Annotated in this window: 18 protein-coding genes; 11 read left to right on the top strand and 7 right to left on the bottom strand. The window is 66.4% G+C overall.

Annotation, left to right across the window (positions count from 1 at the left end; genetic code table 11):
* Positions 1-71 precede the first annotated feature (71 nt).
* On the bottom strand, positions 72-434 hold the full coding sequence (locus tag AC4PTB_RS02530; RefSeq protein ID WP_492191530.1) for a hypothetical protein: 363 nt from the start codon (positions 432-434) through the stop codon (positions 72-74).
* Positions 435-720: 286 nt separating this feature from the next.
* Between AC4PTB_RS02530 and AC4PTB_RS02525 the strand changes: the two genes are divergently transcribed.
* From AC4PTB_RS02525 to panC, 6 genes are all read left to right on the top strand, one after another.
* Entirely contained in the window at positions 721-1,833 is a 1,113-nt protein-coding gene (locus tag AC4PTB_RS02525) for an efflux RND transporter periplasmic adaptor subunit (protein WP_492191529.1), read from the top strand.
* Positions 1,834-1,843: 10 nt separating this feature from the next.
* Positions 1,844-4,912, top strand: coding sequence for an efflux RND transporter permease subunit (locus tag AC4PTB_RS02520; RefSeq protein ID WP_492191528.1), 3,069 nt, complete (start codon positions 1,844-1,846; stop codon positions 4,910-4,912).
* A 181-nt stretch (positions 4,913-5,093) separates the two neighbouring features.
* Positions 5,094-6,299, top strand: a complete 1,206-nt coding sequence (locus AC4PTB_RS02515; protein WP_492191527.1) for an aminopeptidase P family protein — start codon at positions 5,094-5,096, stop codon at positions 6,297-6,299.
* A 172-nt stretch (positions 6,300-6,471) separates the two neighbouring features.
* Positions 6,472-7,320 (top strand): L,D-transpeptidase, encoded by an 849-nt coding sequence (locus AC4PTB_RS02510; RefSeq protein ID WP_492191526.1) that lies wholly within the window; start codon positions 6,472-6,474, stop codon positions 7,318-7,320.
* A gap of 162 nt (positions 7,321-7,482) precedes the next feature.
* Entirely contained in the window at positions 7,483-8,307 is an 825-nt protein-coding gene (gene panB, locus AC4PTB_RS02505) for a 3-methyl-2-oxobutanoate hydroxymethyltransferase (protein ID WP_492191525.1), read from the top strand.
* Positions 8,304-9,143 carry a pantoate--beta-alanine ligase gene (gene panC / locus AC4PTB_RS02500; RefSeq protein ID WP_492191524.1) on the top strand — a complete coding sequence of 280 codons (840 nt, stop codon included), beginning with the start codon at positions 8,304-8,306 and terminating at the stop codon, positions 9,141-9,143. The genes panB and panC overlap by 4 nt, the downstream gene beginning before the upstream one ends.
* A gap of 103 nt (positions 9,144-9,246) precedes the next feature.
* Here the strand turns inward: panC and AC4PTB_RS02495 are convergent, their stop codons facing one another.
* Entirely contained in the window at positions 9,247-9,498 is a 252-nt protein-coding gene (locus tag AC4PTB_RS02495) for a DUF8831 family protein (protein ID WP_492191523.1), read from the bottom strand.
* Between the two features lie 127 nt (positions 9,499-9,625).
* On the opposite strand from AC4PTB_RS02495, the gene AC4PTB_RS02490 reads away from it, so the two are divergent.
* The 3 genes from AC4PTB_RS02490 (at position 9,626) to AC4PTB_RS02480 (ending at position 11,100) form a co-directional block, all read left to right on the top strand.
* Positions 9,626-10,378 carry a M48 family metallopeptidase gene (locus tag AC4PTB_RS02490; RefSeq protein ID WP_492191522.1) on the top strand — a complete coding sequence of 251 codons (753 nt, stop codon included), beginning with the start codon at positions 9,626-9,628 and terminating at the stop codon, positions 10,376-10,378.
* Positions 10,379-10,561: 183 nt separating this feature from the next.
* On the top strand, positions 10,562-10,840 hold the full coding sequence (locus tag AC4PTB_RS02485; RefSeq protein ID WP_492191521.1) for a DUF6455 family protein: 279 nt from the start codon (positions 10,562-10,564) through the stop codon (positions 10,838-10,840).
* Entirely contained in the window at positions 10,837-11,100 is a 264-nt protein-coding gene (locus AC4PTB_RS02480) for a DUF6455 family protein (RefSeq protein WP_492191520.1), read from the top strand. The genes AC4PTB_RS02485 and AC4PTB_RS02480 overlap by 4 nt, the downstream gene beginning before the upstream one ends.
* 45 nt (positions 11,101-11,145) lie before the next feature.
* Here the strand turns inward: AC4PTB_RS02480 and ptsP are convergent, their stop codons facing one another.
* Both ptsP and AC4PTB_RS02470 read right to left on the bottom strand, forming a co-directional pair.
* Entirely contained in the window at positions 11,146-13,392 is a 2,247-nt protein-coding gene (gene ptsP, locus AC4PTB_RS02475) for a phosphoenolpyruvate--protein phosphotransferase (protein ID WP_492191519.1), read from the bottom strand.
* A gap of 39 nt (positions 13,393-13,431) precedes the next feature.
* Complete coding sequence (locus tag AC4PTB_RS02470) at positions 13,432-14,691, bottom strand: aspartate kinase (RefSeq protein WP_492191518.1); 1,260 nt, start codon at positions 14,689-14,691, stop codon at positions 13,432-13,434.
* A gap of 177 nt (positions 14,692-14,868) precedes the next feature.
* On the opposite strand from AC4PTB_RS02470, the gene AC4PTB_RS02465 reads away from it, so the two are divergent.
* Positions 14,869-16,377: a pyruvate kinase gene (locus AC4PTB_RS02465; protein ID WP_492191517.1), complete on the top strand. Its 1,509-nt coding sequence runs from the start codon at positions 14,869-14,871 to the stop codon at positions 16,375-16,377.
* Between the two features lie 103 nt (positions 16,378-16,480).
* Here AC4PTB_RS02465 and AC4PTB_RS02460 read toward each other — a convergent pair whose 3' ends face one another.
* The 3 genes from AC4PTB_RS02460 to AC4PTB_RS02450 form a co-directional block, all read right to left on the bottom strand.
* Positions 16,481-17,125, bottom strand: coding sequence for an SDR family oxidoreductase (locus AC4PTB_RS02460; RefSeq protein ID WP_492191516.1), 645 nt, complete (start codon positions 17,123-17,125; stop codon positions 16,481-16,483).
* A 56-nt stretch (positions 17,126-17,181) separates the two neighbouring features.
* Positions 17,182-17,637, bottom strand: a complete 456-nt coding sequence (locus AC4PTB_RS02455; RefSeq protein WP_492191515.1) for a DUF1178 family protein — start codon at positions 17,635-17,637, stop codon at positions 17,182-17,184.
* A 231-nt stretch (positions 17,638-17,868) separates the two neighbouring features.
* Positions 17,869-19,347: an NAD-dependent succinate-semialdehyde dehydrogenase gene (locus tag AC4PTB_RS02450; protein WP_492191514.1), complete on the bottom strand. Its 1,479-nt coding sequence runs from the start codon at positions 19,345-19,347 to the stop codon at positions 17,869-17,871.
* Between the two features lie 88 nt (positions 19,348-19,435).
* Here AC4PTB_RS02450 and AC4PTB_RS02445 point away from each other — a divergent pair, with 88 nt between their 5' ends.
* Positions 19,436-20,209 (top strand): hormone-sensitive lipase, encoded by a 774-nt coding sequence (locus AC4PTB_RS02445; RefSeq protein WP_492191513.1) that lies wholly within the window; start codon positions 19,436-19,438, stop codon positions 20,207-20,209.
* The last annotated feature ends 44 nt before the right edge of the window (positions 20,210-20,253 follow it).

Here is a 20,253-nt window from a genome sequence, read left to right as displayed (position 1 = left end):
TTTGCAGATGATCCCGCCTTGATCTGGGTCACGCCCGGACGCGGCGAAACGCCGCAGATGTGACCATTGCCTCAAGAGCAGTCGAGCTGGAACCGCGCCTCGCCGGTATCGCCGGGCAGCGAGGGCGAGCGGTAGATCCCGGCGGCAGGTCCTGTGACCCTGCAGCCCGAGGCCTGCTCGGCCGCCGCGGTCATCAGCCCGGGCACCGCCTCGCGCTGGGCCCGCGTCAGGAAACCAAGCCGGATCACCTCGGCGTTCTCGCCCTTGACCAGAACCGCGAAACGAATGCCCTGCAGCGTCACATCGTGCCGGGTAGCGCCAAAGAACGGCGGCGCGGGCGAGGCGCCGCAGGCCGACAGCAGAATCGCCAGCGCCGGCACGAGGCAGAGCGGCGAAAGAGCGGGAAGACGGCGGGCAATCGGGTCGGACAGCATGGCGCCCCCTGGATGGCTTGGCCCGAGCCTGTCACATCCTGGTTAATCAGACGTTAAGATGACCCGTTGGGGCAGCGCCTGCGCCGCCGCGCCGGGGCGCTGTGCCGCTTTGGCGGGCGAAACCGGGGCCGCGGGGCCACTGTGCGGAATTGCAGGAATCCTGCCGCTTGTCTTTCAGCTTTTCGCACCACATGTTGCGCGCAGAAATCCCTCGCTCCGAACCTGTCCGAGCGGGGAAGCGTGGCTTTCTGTCGCGCCTGTTCACGTCCCGACTGCGGAGCCGCCCATGACCAAACGTCTGCTCATCGCCATTGTCGCCCTTGTCATCGTGGCGGGGGGGATCATCGGCTACAACCTGTTTGTCAGCAAGATGATCGCCGGCATCTTTGCCAACATGAAGGCCCCGCCCGTCGCCGTTTCGGTGACCAAGGTGGTCGCGGCCGACTGGCAGCCGGGGCTGGAAGCCATCGGCACCGCCGCCGCCGTGAAGGGCACCGATCTGGCCACCGAAGCCGCGGGCATCGTGCGCGAGATCCGCTTTGCCGCCAATGACCGCATCGAAAAAGGCCAGGCGCTGGTGCAGATCGACGACCGGCAGGAACGCGCCGATCTGGACTCGGCGCGGGCCGCGCTGACGCTGGCCGAAACCGCGCTGACCCGGGCCAGGGAACTGCGGCAGAAGGGCGTGTCGGCGACCTCGGCGCTTGATGAGGCGGAGGCCAAGGCGATCGAGGCCCGCGCCACTGTGGCGAAACTGGAAGCGACGCTTTCGACCAAGCAGCTGACCGCGCCCTTTGGCGGCACGATCGGGATTCCGAAGATCGAGATCGGCGCCTATGTGACGCCGGGCACGGTCTTTGCGACGCTGCAGGACCGCTCGCGGATGCGGGTCGATTTCACCCTGACCGAAAGCGAAGCCGCGCTGGTCTCGCCCGGGATGTCAGTCACCGTGACTTCGGAAGTGGGCGATGTCTCGGCCGAGGGCAAGATCACCGGCATCGAGCCGAAGATCGACCCGAATTCGCGGCTGGTGACGCTGCGCGCCGATGTGCCGAACGAGGGCGACAAGCTGACGCCCGGCCAGTTCCTGCGGGTGCGGGTGGCGCTGCCGGTGGAAAAGAACGTGATCGCGCTGCCGCAGACGGTGGTGTCCTCGAGCCTTTACGGCGACAGCGTCTTTGTCGTGCGCGAGGAAAAGGCCGAGGGATCGGACACGACCAGTCTGCAGGCGCGGCAGGTCTTCATCAAGGTCGGCCGCCATTTCGACGACAAGGTCGAGATCCGCACCGGGCTGCAATCGGGCGATCTGGTGGTGAACGCGGGGCAGAACAAGCTCTCGTCGGGCGCGACGGTCAAGATCGACAATTCGCAATCGCTGCCCGGCATGGGCGGGAACTGAGGGACGCGGGATGCATTTTTCCGAACTCTTCATCCGCCGCCCCGTCCTGTCGATGGTGCTGGGCGCCTTCATGCTGCTTTTGGGCTTTCAGGCCTTCATGAGCCTGCCGGTGCGGCAATATCCGAAGGTGGACGAGACCGTCGTCACCATCACCACCACCTATCCCGGTGCTGCCCCCGAACTGATCCAGGGCTTCATCACCGCGCCGATCTCGGCCGCCGTCGCCACGACGGAAAACATCGATTACGTGACCTCGACCTCGATGCCCTCGGTGTCGCAGGTCTCGGTCAACATGAAGCTGGGTGCCGATCCCGACACCGCCCTGACCGAGGTTCTGTCCAAGGTGCAGCAGGTGCGCGGAGAGCTGCCGTCCGAGGCCGAGGATCCGGTGATCGTCAAGGGCACCGGCGAAACCTTTGCGCTGATGTATCTGGCGGCGCAGAACCCGAACATGACGACCGAGCAGCTGACCGAATATCTGGAACGCGTCGTGCGGCCGCGGATGTCGACGATTTCGGGCGTGGCCGAAATCGAGGTGATCGGCGCGGCGAATTACGCGATGCGGGTCTGGCTGGACCCGATGAAGCTGGCTGCGCGGGGGGTGACGGCATCGGAGGTGCTGGGGGCGATCAAGGCCTCGAACTATCTGGCGGCGCCGGGCAAGACCGAAAACGATTATGTCGCGAAGTCGATCACGCTGAAATCGACGCTGCAGACCCCCGAGGCCTTCGGCGCAATGCCGATCCGGGCCGAAGGCGATGCGGTGGTGCGGCTGCGCGACGTGGCAAAGGTGGAACTCGCCTCGGATGACAGCGGCGAGATCGTCACCTTCAACGGCGCGCGGGGCACCTTCATCGGCCTGTCGCAGACGCCCTCGGCCAACCCGCTCGATACCGCCGCCGCGGTGCGGGCAGAGCTGCCGAAGATCGCCGCCACCCTGCCCGAGGGCATGACGATCGAGCTGGTCTATGACACGACCGAACAGATCTCCGCTTCGATCACCGAGGTGTTCAAGACCATCGCCGAGGCCGTGGCCATCGTCGTCGTGGTGATCCTGCTGTTCCTCGGCTCGATCCGCTCGGTGGCGATGCCGATCGTCACCATTCCGCTCTCGCTGGTCGGCGTGATGGCGGTGCTGCTGGCACTGGGCTATTCGATCAACCTGCTGACACTGCTGGCCATGGTGCTCGCCATCGGGCTGGTGGTTGATGACGCGATCGTCGTGGTCGAGAACATCCACCGCCACATGGAGGAGGGGATGAAACCCATTCCCGCCGCCGTGCAGGGGATGAAGGAGATCACCGGCGCCGTCATCGCGATGACGATCACGCTGGCCGCGGTGCTCTCGCCGCTTGCCTTTACCGGCGGCGTGACGGGGGCGCTGTTCCGCGAATTCGCCTTCACCCTTGCAGGCTCGGTGATCCTGTCGGGGGTGATCGCGCTGACGATCACGCCGATGATGGCGGGGCGCATCCTGAAAGAGGGTCATGCCACCGGCTTTGCCGCCTTCATCGACCGCACCTTCGAGCGGTTCGCGAATTTCTACGAACGCCGCGTCGCGGGCTCGCTGAAATACCGTCCGGTGACGCTGCTCGTGGTCGTGGTGCTGGTCGGCACGATGGGCTTCATGTTCCAGCGCACCGCGACCGAACTGGCCCCCGACGAGGATCAGGGCGCGGTGATCGCCATGGTGCAGGCGCCGCGCTATGCGACGGCGGATTACACCGCGCATTACATCGACCGGCTGGGCCAGGCGACCAAGGACATTTCCGAGGTCCGCACCGCCTTTTCGATCGCCGGTTTCGGCGGCTCGGACAGTATGGGGATTTATATCTGGGCGCTCGACAAATGGGCCGAGCGCGAGCGCTCGCAGGAGCAGGTGCAAAAGGACATTCAGGCCGCGATCGACGCCTCGCCCGGCATGGAGGGCTTCGCCTTTGCCCCCCCCACCCTGCCGGGCGCGGGCGGCGGGCTGCCGATTTCGGTGGTGGTGCAGTCGATCTACGGGGCGGACCGGGTCGCCGAAGTGGCCGAGGAAATCCGCCAAAGGGCGCAGGCGACGCACAAATTCATCTTCGTGCAGAATTCGCTGTCCTTCGACGCCCCCGAGGTGCGGGTGACGATCGACCGCGACCGGGCAGCGGCGCTGAACGTGCCGATCTCGGACATCGGCGCGACGCTGGGCCTTCTGGTCGGTGGCGCCTCGGTGGCGCAGTTCGACCGCGATTCCAACAGCTATGACATCATTCTGCAGGTGCCCCAGGACGACCGCGGCACTCCCGAGGATCTGGGCCGCTATTTCGTCCGCGCGGCAAGCGGCGCGATGGTGCCGCTGTCTTCCGTGGTGAAGATCGAGACCGGCTCGATGGCCTCGAAGGTGGAGCAGTTCAACCAGCTGAACTCGGCGACGATTTCGGCGCTGCCGATCCCCGGGCAATCCTCGGGCGATGGTCTGGCGGCGATCGTGCAGATCGCGAACGAGGTGATGCCCGAGGGCTTCTTCCTTGATTATTCCGGCCAGTCGCGGCTGGAACAGACCCAGGGCAACACGCTGATGATCGCCTTTGCCGCGGCGGTTCTGGTGATCTATCTGGTGCTGGCGGCGCAATTCGAGAGCTTCCGCGACCCGTTCATCATCCTGATGTCGGTGCCGCTGACGATCTTCGGCGCGGTGCTGCCGCTGAACCTCGGGCTTGGGACGCTGAACATCTACAGCCAGGTGGGGATGATCACGCTGATCGGGCTGATCACCAAGCACGGCATCCTGATGGTGGAATTCGCCAACCAGCAGCGCGAGAAACACGGGCTGAACCGGCAGGACGCGATCGTGCTGGCGGCCAAGACCCGGCTGCGGCCGATCCTGATGACCACCGCCGCGATGGCGCTGGCCGTGGTGCCGCTGGTGATTGCCGATGGCGCGGGCGCGGCGGCGCGCGAGGCGATGGGGATCGTGATGTTCTCGGGCCTGTTGATCGGGACGATGTTCACGCTGTTCGTCGTGCCGATGTTCTACACCTTCATCGCGCCCTCGGATGCGGCAATGAAGGCGGCAGAGGAAAAACGGCTGGCGGCGGGCTGAGTGCCGCGACACCGCTTCGGGGGGCGTGGGGCTTGCAAGCCTTGCGCCCCTTTGGCATTCTGGACCCGAGCCGTGGCGATGGCGTCGCCACCGGGCCAGCGGCCCGAGGCTTGCGGGAATGCCCCGCCAACGTCCTGAACGCCGGGATCTTTCGGGGTCCCACGGGCCCAAAGGACAGATCATGCAACGACCCGAATTCTACAGCTGCGAAAACGGCCCCAAGGCGGTGCTGCCGTTTGAGGCCGCTGAATACGAGGCCCGCCTTTCGGGCCTGCGCGAGCTGATGGAGCTGCATTCGCTCGACGCCGTGCTGCTGACCTCGATGCACAACATCGCCTATTACTCGGGCTTTCTTTACTGCAGCTTCGGCCGCCCCTACGGGCTGGTGGTGACGCGCGACCGATCCGTGGTGATCGCGGCCGGGATCGATGCCGGGCAACCCTGGCGGCGCTGCCACGGCGAAAGCCTGACCTATACCGACTGGGCGCGCGACAATTACTGGCGCGCCGCCGTCCATGTGATCGGGACGGGCAAGGCCGTCGGCTGCGAGGCCGATCACCTGACGATGCTGAACGCGGAAAAGTTCAGCCATTTCCTGAAACCGAAACGCGGATTGGACATTGCGCCCGCAACGATGACGCAGCGGATGGTGAAGTCGCCCGCCGAAATCGCGCTGATCACCCAGGGCGCCGCGGTGGCCGATATCGGCGGCTTTGCGATCCGCGACACGATCAAGGAAGGCCTGCGCGAGATCGACGTGGCGATGGCGGGCCGCGACGCGATGGAGGCCGAGATCGCCAAACGCTTCCCCGAGGCCGAATACCGCGACAGCTGGGTCTGGTTCCAGTCCGGGCTGAATACCGATGGCGCGCATAACCCGGTGACGGGGCGGGTGCTGAAACGCGGCGACATTCTCAGCCTCAACTGCTTCCCGATGATCTCGGGCTATTACACGGCGCTCGAACGCACGATGTTCCTGGGCGAGGTCGATCCGGCCAGCCTGAAGATCTGGGAGGCGAATGTCGCCGCGCATGAATATGGCATGTCGCTCTTGGTGCCGGGCGCCGTCTGCTCCGAGATCACGCAGAAGATCAACGCCTTCTTCGCCGACCGCGGGCTGCTGCAGTATCGCACCTTCGGCTATGGCCATTCCTTTGGCGTGCTGTCGCATTACTACGGCCGCGAGGCCGGGCTCGAGCTGCGCGAGGATATCGACACCGTGCTTGAACCCGGCATGGTGATTTCGATGGAGCCGATGCTGACCCTGCCCGCAGGCCTGCCCGGCGCGGGCGGCTACCGCGAGCACGACATTCTGGTGATCGGCGAGACCGGCGCCGAGGACATCACGAAATATCCCTATGGCCCCGGCTTCAACCTGGTCGGATGATCCCGGCGGGGGCGGCAGGCGCCGCCCCTTTCGCCACAGCAAGCGGAAATGTCACGGTTTTCGCGATCACAACCACGCGAGGGCTTGACCTCGCGGCATCCCCTCCCCTTGATCATCGTTAATGTTCTCCGCTGCCGTGGGGATTCGCTCATTTCTTGACAGGTGCTGCCCCGTGTCCCGTCTTCCGCTTGCCTTCCGTGCCCCGCTTGCGGGCTGTCTTGTCCTTGCGCTGCTGGCGGGCTGCGCCGCCGATGACAGGGCCGCAACTGCGCCCGCGCTGCGGGGGGTGCCGCCCGAATATCAGGCCCGCCCCGACGGCGAGCGCGTCGTGCCCGCGGTGAACCCGGTCTATCTGACCGAACGCAACCGCCGCCGCTGGGTCGACTATGCCGGCCCCGAGGGTAAGGATACGATCGTCATCGATCCCTATGCGCGGGTGCTTTACCACGTCGTCGAGCCGGGCCGCGCGATGCGCTTCGGCATTGCCGTCGGCAAGGCGGGCCGGGGCTTTTCCGGCACGGCCGTGGTCGGGCGGAAGGAAGAATATCCGTTCTGGCAACCCACCGCGCGGATGGTCCGCGCCGATCCCGCGCTTTACGGGCCGCTGGCGGGCGGGCTTGTGGGCGGGCTGGACAATCCGCTGGGCGCGCGGGCGCTGTATCTTTATCGCAACGGCCGCGACACCTATTACCGCATCCATGGCACGATGGACCCAAGCTCGGTCGGCAAGGCCACCTCGGCGGGCTGCATCCGGCTGTTCAACCAGGACATCATCGACATGTTCGACGAGGCGCCGCTGGGAACGCGGGTCAAGGTCCGCAGCCTTGCCGAAAGCCTGGAGCTGGAGGGGCCGATGCATGAGCTGCACACCGGCTATGTCGTGCCCGAGGCCGAGGTTGCGCTGATCGCCGCCGATGAGGCCGCCTGGGCCGCCGGTCAGATCACCGATCCGGCCCTGCTGGAAGCGCAGCAGCATGCCGCCGCGGTCGAGGCGGCGCGCAAGGCCGGCAGCGGAAACTGACCGGACCGCCCGAGACCCGCCCCGGCCCCCTGGATATCTGTCAAAGGTGAAACGGCGCGGCGGCCCGGCTTGCGGCTGCGGCGAATGCTGCATCGCGGCGTTGTCACTTTGCATTTACCGAATGGACCGGCTAGGAAGCGGCCAAGGGAGAGGGAGGGAAGCATGAGCGCGACCGCAAGCCTGAAACGGCTGATGCCTTCGGATATTCTGGCGCTGAAGGGCAAGGCGCCGGTGGTGGTGCTGACCGCCTATACGACGCCCGTCGCGCGGCTGGCCGATCCGGCCTGCGACGTGCTGCTGGTCGGCGATTCGGTGGGGATGGTGCTGCATGGCCTGCCCTCGACGCTGGGCGTGACGATGGAGATGATGATCCTGCATGGCCGGGCGGTGATGCGCGGATCGGATCGGGCGCTCGTCGTCATCGACATGCCCTTTGGCAGCTACGAGGAAGGGCCGGAACAGGCCTTCCGCAACGCCGCGCGGATCATGGCGGAAAGCGGCGCCGGGGCGGTGAAGCTCGAGGGCGGCGTGCACATGGCCGAGACGATCGCCTTTCTGGTGGCGCGCGGCATTCCGGTGATGGCGCATATCGGGCTGACGCCGCAATCGGTGAACACTTTGGGCGGCTACAAGGTGCAGGGCCGCGGCGCCGATGCCGACCGGCTCAAGGCCGATGCGCTGGCGGTGAGCGAGGCCGGGGCGTTTTCGGTGGTGCTGGAAAAAGTGCCCGCAGAGCTGGCGAGCGAGATTTCGGCGATGATCGCGATTCCGACGATCGGCATCGGCGCCGGGGTCGATTGCGACGGTCAGGTGCTGGTGATCGACGACATGCTGGGGCTGTTCACCGATTTCCGGCCGAAATTCGTCAAGCGCTATGCGGAGCTGGGCCGCACCGCCGCAGAGGCCGTCGCCGCCTATGCCGCCGAGGTCCGCAGCCGGGCCTTCCCCGCCCCGGAATTTTCCTTCTTCGACGAGGTGAAGAAATGACGCAAGTGATCCGCACCTCGGCCGAACTGCGCGAGAAGGTGGCGACCTGGAAACGCTCGGGCATGCTGGTCGGCGTCGTGCCGACGATGGGGGCGCTGCATGACGGGCATCTGTCGCTGGTGCGCGAGGCCCGCAAGCAATCCGACCGGGTGATCGTGACGATCTTCGTCAACCCGATGCAGTTCAACAACAAGGACGATCTGGAGAAATATCCGCGCGACGAGGATCACGATCTGGCGCTGCTCGAGGCCGAGGGGGTGGATGTGCTCTTCGCGCCGGGCGTGCACGAGGTCTATCCGGACGGCTTCGCCACCGTGGTCGCCGTCTCGGGCGTGTCCGAGCCGCTGGAGGGCGCCTTCCGCCCCGGCCATTTCGAAGGCGTGGCAACGGTGGTGACCAAGCTTTTCGGCATGACCCAGGCGGGCCGCGCCTTCTTTGGCGAGAAGGACTGGCAGCAGGTGCAGGTGGTCAAGCGCATGGTCGAGGATCTGAACGTGCCGATCCGCATCATCCCCTGCCCGACGATCCGTGAGGCGGACGGTCTGGCGATGTCCTCGCGCAATGTGCGGCTGAGCCCCGAACACCGCGCGCTGGCCCCGCAGCTGCATGCGCAGATGCAGGCGGCGGCGGCGGCGATCCGCGCCGGGGCCCCTGTGGCCGCGACGCTGCAGGCCACGCAGGACGCGATCAGCGCCGCGGGCTTTGGCAGCTGGGACTATCTTGAGCTGCGCAGCGCCGAGGGGCTGCGGCCGATGACGGAACTCTCGGAACCGGCGCGGCTGCTGGCCGCGGTTTACCTGGGCGATGTGCGGATGATCGACAATATCGCCGTGTGAGCAGGGCCGGGGGCGCTGCCCCCGGACCCCCGGCGTATTTTCACCAAGAAAAAGACCATGGCTTTTCTTGGTCCAAATACGCCCTTGCGCGGGCGGGCCGGGCTCAGGCGCCGGTTCTGGGGGGCAACCGATAGGCGCCCTCGGGCAGGTCGAGGGCGGCGGCAAGTTCGCGCAGCTGCGCATGCGAGAACACCACCCGCACCACCGTTTCGGTAGTCTCGTCCAGTTGCTCGACCACCACGCAATCCTCGAAGGCCTGGATGGTGATGTCTTCCTGCAGATAATCGCGCGGATCGTCGCCCTCGTCGACGAGGGTGATCACGGTGGCGTCGAATTCGTGCTCGATGGTGAACATGGGATCATGCTAGCGTGGCCGGCGCAGCCCGAAAAGAGCAAACATTTCGGTGATCTGGCCGAAGGTGATTGCACCCGCGGGCAGCCCCGTTACTATCGCGTCACAGTCTGTTCCGGACCTGCACTCCATGCCGCGCCGCTTTCTTGCCGTTCTTGCCCTGCCTCTGGCGCTGGCCGCCTGTGACACCCCGCATTCCGGGGCAGCAGGCGCAGCCTTGCCGCGCCCGAAGCCGCCCGTGGTGACGGTCGAAACCGGCCCCGATGCCCGGACCGCCGCGGCCAACTTTCTGGCCGTGGCGCAGGACATGGAACCGCGGATCGAAAGCGAATGTCTGGCGCGCTCGCGCGGGCGGCGCAATTGCGACTATCAGGTGATGGTCGATGAACGCCCCGAGCCGCAGCCGAACGCTTTTCAGACCATGGACGCGCGCGGCCGTCCGATCGTCGCCTTCAACCTGGCGCTGATCGCCGAGGCGCGCAACCGCGACGAGCTGGCCTTCGTCATGGGCCATGAGGCGGCGCATTACATCCTCGGACATCTGGAGCAGAAGACCTCGGACGCCTCCAAGGGCGCGCTGATTCTGGGGGCTTTGGCGGCGGCCTCGGGGGCGGATGCCGACGGTGTCGCGCAGGCGCGCGATTTCGGCGCGGCGATGGGCGCGCGGGCCTATTCCAAGGATTACGAATTGCAGGCCGACGCTTTGGGCACGGTGATCGCCTGGAATGCGGGCTACGACCCGGAGCGCGGGGCGCTGTTCTTCACCCGTCTGCCCGATCCCGGGCACAGTTTCCTTGGCACCCATCCGGCCAATGGCGAGCGGATCGCCATCGTGCACCGGGTCACCGCGGCGCTGCGCCGGGGCACCTTTCACGGCTTCTGAGCCGCCGCCCGCCCAATTCCCCGGCATATCCGATTGCGCGAGCGGCAACGCCCCGGATTTCGCGCAAAGATTGATCTGAATCATGGCAATTCAGCCCCTGCTGCGGATGCTTGCTCCGATGCGGTCCGCAACAAGGAATGGCTTATGCACGGACGGAAGACCCTCAATCGGCATGCTGCCCTGATGAACCGCATGGCGCAGGCGGTGGGCCTCAATCTGACCGAGATGATGCTGCAGGGAAAGCTGGACGGTGACGACTGGCGCGCCGCGGTGGTGCGCTGTTCCGATTGCCCGGAGCCGACCGAATGCCTGCACTGGCTGTCGGAGCATGACGACGCAAGCGGGCGCGCGACGCCCGCGGCCGAGGTGCCGGACTATTGCACCAATCGCGAGATGATGGCCCGCCTGCGGGCGGCGCGGGCCAGGGATCAGGTTCTTGCAGATGCCGAAGGAGAGAGATGATGGGCATTCAGGGCAACATCGATCTGTATTTCTGGATCGCCCGCGGCATGGGCCGCCGGATGGGGGTGAACATCACCGAGGCGATGCATGCGGGTCTGCTGACGCAGGCGGATTTCGCGCAGATGATCGACCGCTGCCGCTGCTGCGCCGGGTCGGAAGGCTGCCTCGACTATCTGTCGGAACAATCCGAAGAGCGTGGCTCGGCCCCGGACTGGTGCGGCAACGGCAACCTGCTGCGGGAACTGCGCGCGCTGTGCTGAAACCGCCGCGGATCTGACCCCGGATCGGCCTGACCCCGCGCGGATCTAGCCCTGCAACCCGGCTAGATAGGCGGTGACCGCCGGGCGAACGGTCTGCACGCCGCTTGCACGGGCCGCGTCGATCACCGCTTTCAGCTCGGTCAGATCGGCGCGGCGCAACAGATGCTTGACCGGCCCGATCGAGGCCGGGCGCATCGAGAGCTTGCGGATGCCAAGGGCGGCGAAGGTCAGCGCCTCGATCGGGCGGCCCGCATCCTCGCCGCAGAAGCTGAGCGCGGTGTCGCTGGCGGCGCAGCGGGTGATGATCTGCTCGATGAAGGTCAGGAAGCTGACATCCAGCGTATCGTAGCGCCGCCGCACGCGCTCGTTTTCGCGGTCGGCGGCAAAGAAGAACTGCTTCAGGTCATTGCCGCCGATCGAGATGAAATCGCAGCTTGCGAAGAAACTGTCGGGCGCAAAGACGAGCGAGGGCGTTTCCAGCATCGCCCCCACCCGCAGGTCGGACGGCACCGGACGGCCCAAGGTCGCCTCGCGGTCGATTTCGCGCAAAAGCGTGGCTTTCGCCGCGCTGAATTCGTCGGGCGTGGCGACAAAGGGGAACATCACCGACAAGGGCCGCCCCTCCGAGGCGCGGATCAGCGCCTGCAGCTGCATCCGCAGCACGCCGGGTTTGTCAAGGCCAAGCCGGATCGCCCGCCAGCCCATCGCCGGGTTCGGTTCCTCCTGCGGCTTCATGTAGGGCAGCACCTTGTCCGAGCCGATGTCGAGGGTGCGGAACTGCACCTTGGCGCCCTGCGCCGCATCGATCACCCGTTTGTAAAGCGCCGCCAATTCCCCCCGCCGCGGCACGCGCGAGCGGATCAGGAATTGCAATTCGGTGCGAAACAGCCCCACCCCGTCGGCGCCCGAGCCCTTGAGCGAGGGCAGATCCGCCATCAGCCCGGCATTCATCATCAGGCTGACCCGGTTGCCCGCCCGGTCCACCGCGGGCTGGTTGCGCAGATCGGCATAGCGTTTTTGCGCCTCGGCCTGCATCGCGATCTTGTCGCGGAAGGCGGCGGCCACGGTTTCCTCGGGGCGCAGGTGCACGATGCCCTGATCGCCGTCAACAAGGATCGGATCGCCGTTCAGCGCCTCGTTGGTGATTCGCGTCGCATGGATCACCAGCGGAATCGCCAGCGCCCGGGCGACGATGGCGGCATGGCTGCCGACCGAACCCTCCTCCAGCACCACCCCCTTGAGCTTGCGGCCATAGTCCAGCAACTCGGCCGGGCCGATGTTGCGCGCCACCAGCACCGGGTTTTCCGGCAGTTCCGCCCCGGTGTCCTTGCCCTGCCCGGTCAGCAGCCGCAACAGCCGGTTCGACAGATCATCAAGGTCGTGCAGACGTTCGCGCAGATAGGCGTCGGTGGATTGCTCCAGCCGCGCCCGCGCCGTCGATTGTTCCTTTTCCACCGCGGCTTCGGCGGACAGGCCGAGGTCGATGTCCTCGCTCATCCGGCGCACCCAGCCGCGCGAATGGGCCAGCATCTTGTAGGCTTCCAGAACCTGCCGCTGTTCCTTGTCCATGCTGGCCGAGCCGATCAGCATGTCGTCGATCTGCGCCTGCAGCGTCGAGACCGCCTCGTCAAGCCGGGCCTTTTCCGCATCCGGGTCGTCGCCGACCGGGTTCGTCACCACAACGCGGGGTTCATGCAGCCAGACCCGGCCCTCGGCCGCGCCTTCCTGCCCGGTCGAGCCGCGGAACATCACGGGGAAGCGATGCGCCGCGCCGATACCGCCCTGATCGCCGGTAAAGGCGCCCAGTTCGGTCATTTCCGCCAGCACCATCGCGACGACTTCGAGCCCGTAGACCTCGTCATCCGAGAACAGCCGCGCCTCGCGCGATTGCACGACCAGCACGCCCAGCTTCTCGCCGACGCGCTGGATCGGCACGCCAAGGAAGCTCGAATAGATCTCTTCGCCGGTTTCCGGCATGTAGCGGAAACCGGGCTCGGCGGGGGCATTGGCGGTATTGGCGGGCTGGCCGGTGCGGGCGACGCGGCCCACCAGCCCCTCGCCCAGCCGCATCCGGGTCTTGTGCACCGCCTCGGGGTTCAGACCCTCGGTGGCGCAAAGCTCCAGCGTTTCCGGATCGCGGAACAGATAGATCGAGCAGACCTGCGTCCGCATCGAATGGGCGATCAGATGGGTGATCCGGTCCAGCCGGTCCTGACCGCCGCCGGGGGTGGCCAAAGTGTCGCGCAACCGGCGCAACAGCGTGCGGCTGTCACTTTCGCTGCGATCCACCATGGCCTGAACGCCCCCGTTTCTAGAGGCCTGAACCGCGTGTCAGGCCTTCTCCAACTCGAATGCATCATGGAGGGCCTGCACGGCCAGTTCCATATATTTCCGATCGATCAGCACGGAGATCTTGATCTCCGAGGTCGAGATGACCTTGATGTTGATGTTTTCGGCGGAAAGCGCCTCGAACGTGCGCGCCGCGACACCGACCTGCGAGCGCATGCCGATGCCGACGACCGAAACCTTGGCGACATCGGTGTCGATGATCAGCTCGTCATATTTGATCTTGCCCGCGGCCTTGGCATCTTCGAGCGCCTTTTGCGCCCGGGCCACCTGGTTGATCGGGCAGGAGAAGGTCATGTCGGTGACGGCGCCCGGATGGTTGTCGTCGTAATCCTTTTCCGAGATGTTCTGCACGATCATGTCGACGTTCACGCCGGCCTCGGCCAGCGGGCCGAAGATCGCCTGCGCGACGCCCGGACGGTCTTCGATGGTGAAGAGGGTGATCTTGGCTTCGTCGCGCGAATAGGCGACCCCCGAGACGACTTTCGATTCCATGATTTCATCCTCCCCGCAGACAAGGGTTCCTGAAGTTTCGTCGGTTTCCTCGAAGGAGGACAGCACCCGCAGCCGCACGCCGAACCGCATCGCCAGCTCGACCGAGCGCGTTTGCAGCACCTTGGCGCCGAGCGAGGCGAGTTCGAGCATTTCCTCGAAGGCGATCTTGTCAAGCTTGCGCGCCTTGGAGCTGATGCGCGGATCGGTGGTGTAGACGCCATCGACATCGGTGTAGATGTCGCAGCGTTCCGCATCGAAGGCGGCGGCAAAGGCCACCGCGGTCGTGTCCGACCCGCCCCGGCCCAGCGTGGTGATGCGGTTTTCCGCCGACAGGCCCTGGAAGCCCGCAACAACCGCGACCTTCATGCCTTCGGCGAATTTCGCATCGATGTTGTGGCGCGGGATCGACTTGAACCGGGCCGAACCATGCGCCGAGGTGGTGTTGATCGGCACCTGCCAGCCCTGCCAGCTGCGCGCGGGGATGCCCATTTCCTGCAGGCGCAGCGCCATCAGACCGGCGGTGACATTCTCGCCCGAGGCCACGACGGCATCATATTCGCGGGCGTCATAAAGGGGCGAGGTGCCCTCGACCCAGCCGACCAGCTCGTTGGTCTTGCCCGACATCGCCGAGACGATCACGATGACATCGTAGCCACGCTCGACCTCGCGCTTCACCTTGGCCGCCGCATTCGCGATGCGGTCGAGATCCGCCACCGAGGTGCCGCCGAATTTCATCACGAGAAGCGGCATCTTCCCCCCCAATTCTGGTCCGGACCCTGCGCCCGGCGTCGCGCTTCTGCTATCGGAAGGGGGCGAAGCTTGCAAGGGTTTGCCTGCGGCGAAACGCCCTCGGGGGGTGTCATGGCCCCGTCATTCCCCTGTCATGCAGGCCCGGCAGGCTTGCCCCGATCAGGGCAGGAGGATGTGATGAGTCTCGATGAGGTCGAATACCGCGAAAGGCGGGCGCAGGCACGCGGGCTGCAACGGGCGCTGGAGGCTTTGCGCGACGATCTGGTGCGGCGGTCGGATGCGACGATGGAAAGCTGGGAAGGTCTGGTGCGGCGGCCGGAATTCCTGCCCTCGGCGCGCAATCTGGCCGATTATCTGGCGCTGCGGCGCGGCGATCTGGTGCCGTTTCAGGCGCCGCTCGCCTCGCTTGGCCTCTCCTCGCTTGGCCGGGCCGAGGCGCATGTGCGCCCCTCGATCGATGCGGTTCTGGCGTCCCTTGCGATGATCGGCGGCGAGGGGATCGCCAGCTATCCCACCGTTGAAACCTTTGCCGCGGGCCCCGCGCGTCTGGCGGCGCGGCGCGCTGCGCTGTTTGGCGCCCGGCGCGAGGCGCCGCGCTCGCGGGTGATGGTGACGCTGCCGACCGAGGCGGCGGTGAACCCCGATCTGGTCGGGGCGCTGATCGCCGCCGGGGCGGATTGCATGCGGATCAACTGCGCGCATGACAACCCCGATGTCTGGGCGGCGATGATCGGTCAGGTCCGCCATGCGGCGATGAAGGCCGGGCGGCGGGTGCCGGTGCAGATGGATATCGAAGGCCCGAAGCTGCGGGTCGAGGCTTTGTCGGAAGGTGTCGAGGAGACCGGGCGGCTGTTCGAGGGCGACCGCTTCGAGGTGGTCGAGACGCTCGGTCATGACGCCGAACTGCCGCAAATTCGTCTCAGCCACCCGGCGCTGATGGAGGCGATGGCCGAGGGCGGCGCGATCTGGATCAATGACGGCAAGCTGCGGGCGAAGATCCTGCGGGTGCGGCCGGGCAAGGTGCTGGCCGAGGTGACCTCGACCCCCTCGAAGGGCGCGAAGATCAAGGTGGAAAAGGGGGTGAACCTGCCCGGCGTCGATCTGCGCGTGCCCGCACTGACCGAGGCGGATCTGGGTCATCTCGATTTTGTCCTGTGCCATGCCGACATTCTGGGCTTTTCCTTCGTGCAGACCGGCACCGATCTACGGGCGCTGTTTGCGGAACTTGACGCGCGCTCCGATGGCGGCACCTCGCGCGACTGGCCGGCGCTGATGCTGAAAATCGAGACGCCCTTGGCGCTGCGCAACCTGCCCGCGCTGATTGTCGAGGCGGGCGGACGGGTGCCGGTGGGGGTGATGATCGCGCGCGGCGATCTGGCGGTGGAGATCGGCTTCGAGCGGCTGAGCGAGATTCAGGAAGAGGTGCTGTGGCTGTGCGAGGCGGCCGAGGTTCCGGTGGTCTGGGCAACGCAGGTGCTGGAGGGCATGGTGAAGGAAGGTCAGGCCAGCCGGGCCGAGATGACCGATGCCGCGATGAGCCAGCGCGCCGAATGCGTGATGCTGAACAAGGGGCCACATCTGGTGCAGGCGGTGACGTTCCTCCGCGACGTGTTGATGCGGATGGACCGGCACACCTCGAAGAAATCGCCGCGGCTGGGTGCCTTGGGGCTTTGGCACGACCTCTGATCGGGGAGAGCTGCGGCACGACCGCTTGCCCCGGGTAGACCAGAGGCCTGCGCCCGCCACGGGCGGGTGGGCACAGGCCGCGGGCCTTTGGGCTGCCGCCGGATCAGAACGGAATCACCGCCCCGTCATAGCTTTCGAAACAGCCCGAATTGGTCAGGTTGAGCGCGTCGAATCGCGTCGTCAGCCCGGCCACCGATTGCGCCACGGTGATCTCGGCCTGCGGCCCGCCCATGTCGGTCTTCACCCAGCCGGGGTGATAGATGCCCACCGCAATCCCCTCGGGGCGCAGATCGGTGGCCAGGTTGCGCCCGAGGTTCAGCACCGCCGCCTTCGACGCCCGGTAGATGTAGCTGCCGCCGGGCGCGCGGGCATCCGAGCCCATCGCCGAGGACAGGATCGCCACCTTGCCATGCGCCGCACGCAGGTTCGGAAGCAGCGCCTGAATCGTCAGGAACACGCCCATCACGTTGGTCGAGAAACTGCGCGCCCAAAGCATCGGCGCATAGCCGCTTTCCAGCGACTGGCCCAGATCGGCATAGACCCCGGCATTGCAAACCAGAAGCCCGATCGGCAGCCCGTTCAGCCGCCGCGCCAACTCCCGGACGCTCTCGGGCTGGGTGACATCAAGCGGCAGCAGATCGCCCTCGGGATTGCGCGCGGTGCCGAAGGCCGCGGTGTCGGTGTGACGGTAATGAGCCAGAAGCGCAGCGCCGATGCCGCGGTTCGCCCCGGTGATGAGAACTGTCATGGTCGCCTCCTGTGGCGCCATCATGGCCAGCCGTCAGGCAAGCGCAAGGACCTGAATCAATTCCGCGACCTTTTGGGCAAAAAGGGCAGCGGCATCACGGGGATACCGTCATCGAGCAGCGCCTTGGCCTCGTCGAGCCGGGCCTCGCCATGGATCGCGCGTTCGGGCTTGGCGCCCTCGTGCATCGCGCGGGCTTCGGCGACAAAATTGACGCCGACATAATCGGAATGCGCCTCGACAGCCTGACGCATCGCGGCAAAGGCCTCCTCGATGCCGGTCTGCGGCGCACCAAGCGGCCCCTCCGCCCCGGCTCTGGCCTCGGGCGCGGGCGCGGCGGCGGCCTTGCGCGCCGGGCGGACGGCGGGCGCCATCAGCGCCTTTTCAACCGCGGTCGAGCCGCAGATGGTGCAGCTGACCAGGCCGCGCGCCTGCAGGGCCTCATAGGCCGCAGCCGAGGCGAACCAGCTGTCGAAGCTGTGCTCCTTGTCGCATTTCAGGGTGTAGCGGATCATCGTCAGGCCTGTTTTGAAGGCTCACATCTGACAGGCTCGGCCCGGAAATTGCAAGCGCCGTCGCAGCGGTTCCGGTGTCCCGCAAACTCGGCGCCCCCCCCTTTCATCTTGCCGCAAATACCTCGGGGGGCGTCCATTGGGGCGCCATCGGTTCAAGACCTGATGGACGACGGGCGCAGCCCCCGGCGGGTCGCCCCGGGCGCAAGCCCGAGACGAAATCCAGAGCCGCCCTCAGATCGACAGGCAGATGTATTTCAGTTCCAGATAATCCTCGACGCCGTGATGGCTGCCCTCGCGCCCCAGGCCCGATTGCTTGACGCCGCCAAAGGGCGCCACCTCGGTCGAGATGATCCCGGTATTCACGCCGACGATGCCGTATTCCAGCCCCTCCTGCACCCGGGTGATCCGGCCCACGTCGCGGGCATAGAAATAAGAGGCCAGACCGAAGATCGTGGCATTGGCCTTTTCGATCACCTCGGCCTCGGTCTCGAATTTGAACAAGGGCGCGACCGGGCCGAAGGTTTCCTCGCTCGCCACTTTCATCTCCTGCGTGACGCCGGTGACGACGGTCGGCTGGAAGAAGGTGCCGCCCAGTTCATGCCGCGCGCCGCCGGTGACGATGGTGCCGCCGCCCGCCACCACATCGGCGATATGGTCTTCGACCTTTGCGACCGCCTCGGCCGAGATCAGGGGCCCGGTGGTCACCCCGTCCTTCAGCCCGTCGCCCACGGTCAGCTTGCGCACCGCCGCCGCCAGCTTCTCGGCAAAGGCGTCATAAACGCCCGCCTGCACATAGATCCGGTTCGCGCAGACGCAGGTCTGGCCGTTGTTGCGGAATTTCGACATCATCGCGCCCTCGACCGCCGCATCCAGATCGGCGTCGTCAAAGACGATGAAGGGCGCGTTGCCGCCCAGCTCCATCGAGCATTTCATCACCTGCTCCGCCGCCTGCCGCATCAGGATGCGACCGACCTCGGTCGAGCCGGTGAAGGTCAGCTTCCGCACCGCGGGATTTTCGCAGAATTCCTTGCCGATATCCGAGGCGCGCGAGGAGGTGATGACCGACAGGATCCCCTTCGGCAGACCGGCACGCTCGCCCAGAAGCGCCATCGCCAGCGCCGAAAGCGGGGTTTCCGAGGCCGGGCGGCAGACAAAGCCGCAGCCCACCGCGATCGCCGGACCGGCCTTGCGGGCGATCATCGCATTCGGGAAGTTCCAGGGCGTGATCGAACCCACCACCCCGATCGGCTGTTTCAGCACGGTGATGCGCTTGTCGCGCATGTGGCCCGGGATCGTCTCGCCATAGATGCGCTTGGCTTCCTCGCCGAACCATTCGATGAAGGAGGCGCCATAGGCGATCTCGCCGCGGGCCTCGGGCAGGGGCTTGCCCATTTCCGCGGTCAGGATCAGCGCCAGATCCTCCTGGTTCGCCATCATCAGCTCGAACCATCTGCGCATCACCGCGGCGCGTTCCTTGCCGGTGCGGGCGGCCCAGTCCTTCATCGCGACCTCGGCGGCCTTGATGGCGCGGGCGGTTTCGACCCGGCTCAGGTCCGGCACGGTGCAGATCACGTCGCCGCGGGCGGGGTTCGTCACCGCGAAGGTCTTGCCGTCATCGGCCTCGACCCAGTCCCCCGCGACCAGCGCCCTCGTCACAAGAAGGCTCGGGTCCTTGAGCAGCGATTTCAGATTGGTGGCGGTATCGAGCATGGCGCATCTCATGGTTTGAGGGATATGAGAGGGAAACACGGGGCGGCGCGGATGTAAATTGGCCGCCGTGGAAAGAAAGGGTAAGGAAGTGACCGATCTGGACGATGCCTATGCCAATATGCCTTACATCCCGGGGGGCGCCGACTATCCGGCCCGCTGGGCCGCGGCGGCTGCCGAGTATCGCGACGAGGCGATGATGGTGCAGGTGGGCTATGGGCCGGGGGTGCGGCGGCAGATCGACCTGTTTTTGCCGATGGGCGGGCAGAAGGGGCTGCTCATCTTCGTGCATGGCGGCTACTGGATGAAATTCAGCCCGCAGGATTTCTCGCATCTGGCGAAAGGCGCGGTCGAGGCGGGCTGGGTCGTGGCGATGCCCGGCTATGATCTGGCGCCCGACATGCGGATCGAGCAGATCACCGCGCTGATCGCGATGGCGGTGGCGGAACTGGCGCGGCGCTTCAGCGGGCCGATCCGGCTCGTCGGCCATTCCGCGGGCGGCCATCTGGTGGCGCGGATGCTGGCGCCGGGGATGCTGCCTGACGAGGTGGCGAAGCGGATCGAGAAGGTGGTGCCAATCTCGCCGGTGTCGGACCTCGCGCCGCTGTTGCGGACTTCGATGAACGAGACGCTGCGGCTCGATGCGGCCGAGGCCGGGCGCGAAAGCCCGGTGCGCCAGCCGGTGCCCGGGGTGCCGGTGCATGTCTGGGTCGGCGGGGACGAGCGTCCGGCATTCCTCGAGCAGGCGCGCGGTCTGGCCGAGGCGTGGACTTGTCCGCTGACGATCGAGCCGGGGCGGCACCATTTCGACGTGATCGAGGGGCTGGAGGGTGAAGGCCCGTTGCTCGATGCCGTGATCGGGTAGCAGGGGGGCGCTGCCCCCCTGACCCCCCGGGATATTTGCGGCAA

It is taken from the genome of Rhodobacter sp. 4.3.4 (genome assembly GCF_058724655.1).
The sequence above is the reverse complement of the archived record's forward strand: the minus strand, read 5'-3'. Positions and strand labels throughout refer to the sequence as shown.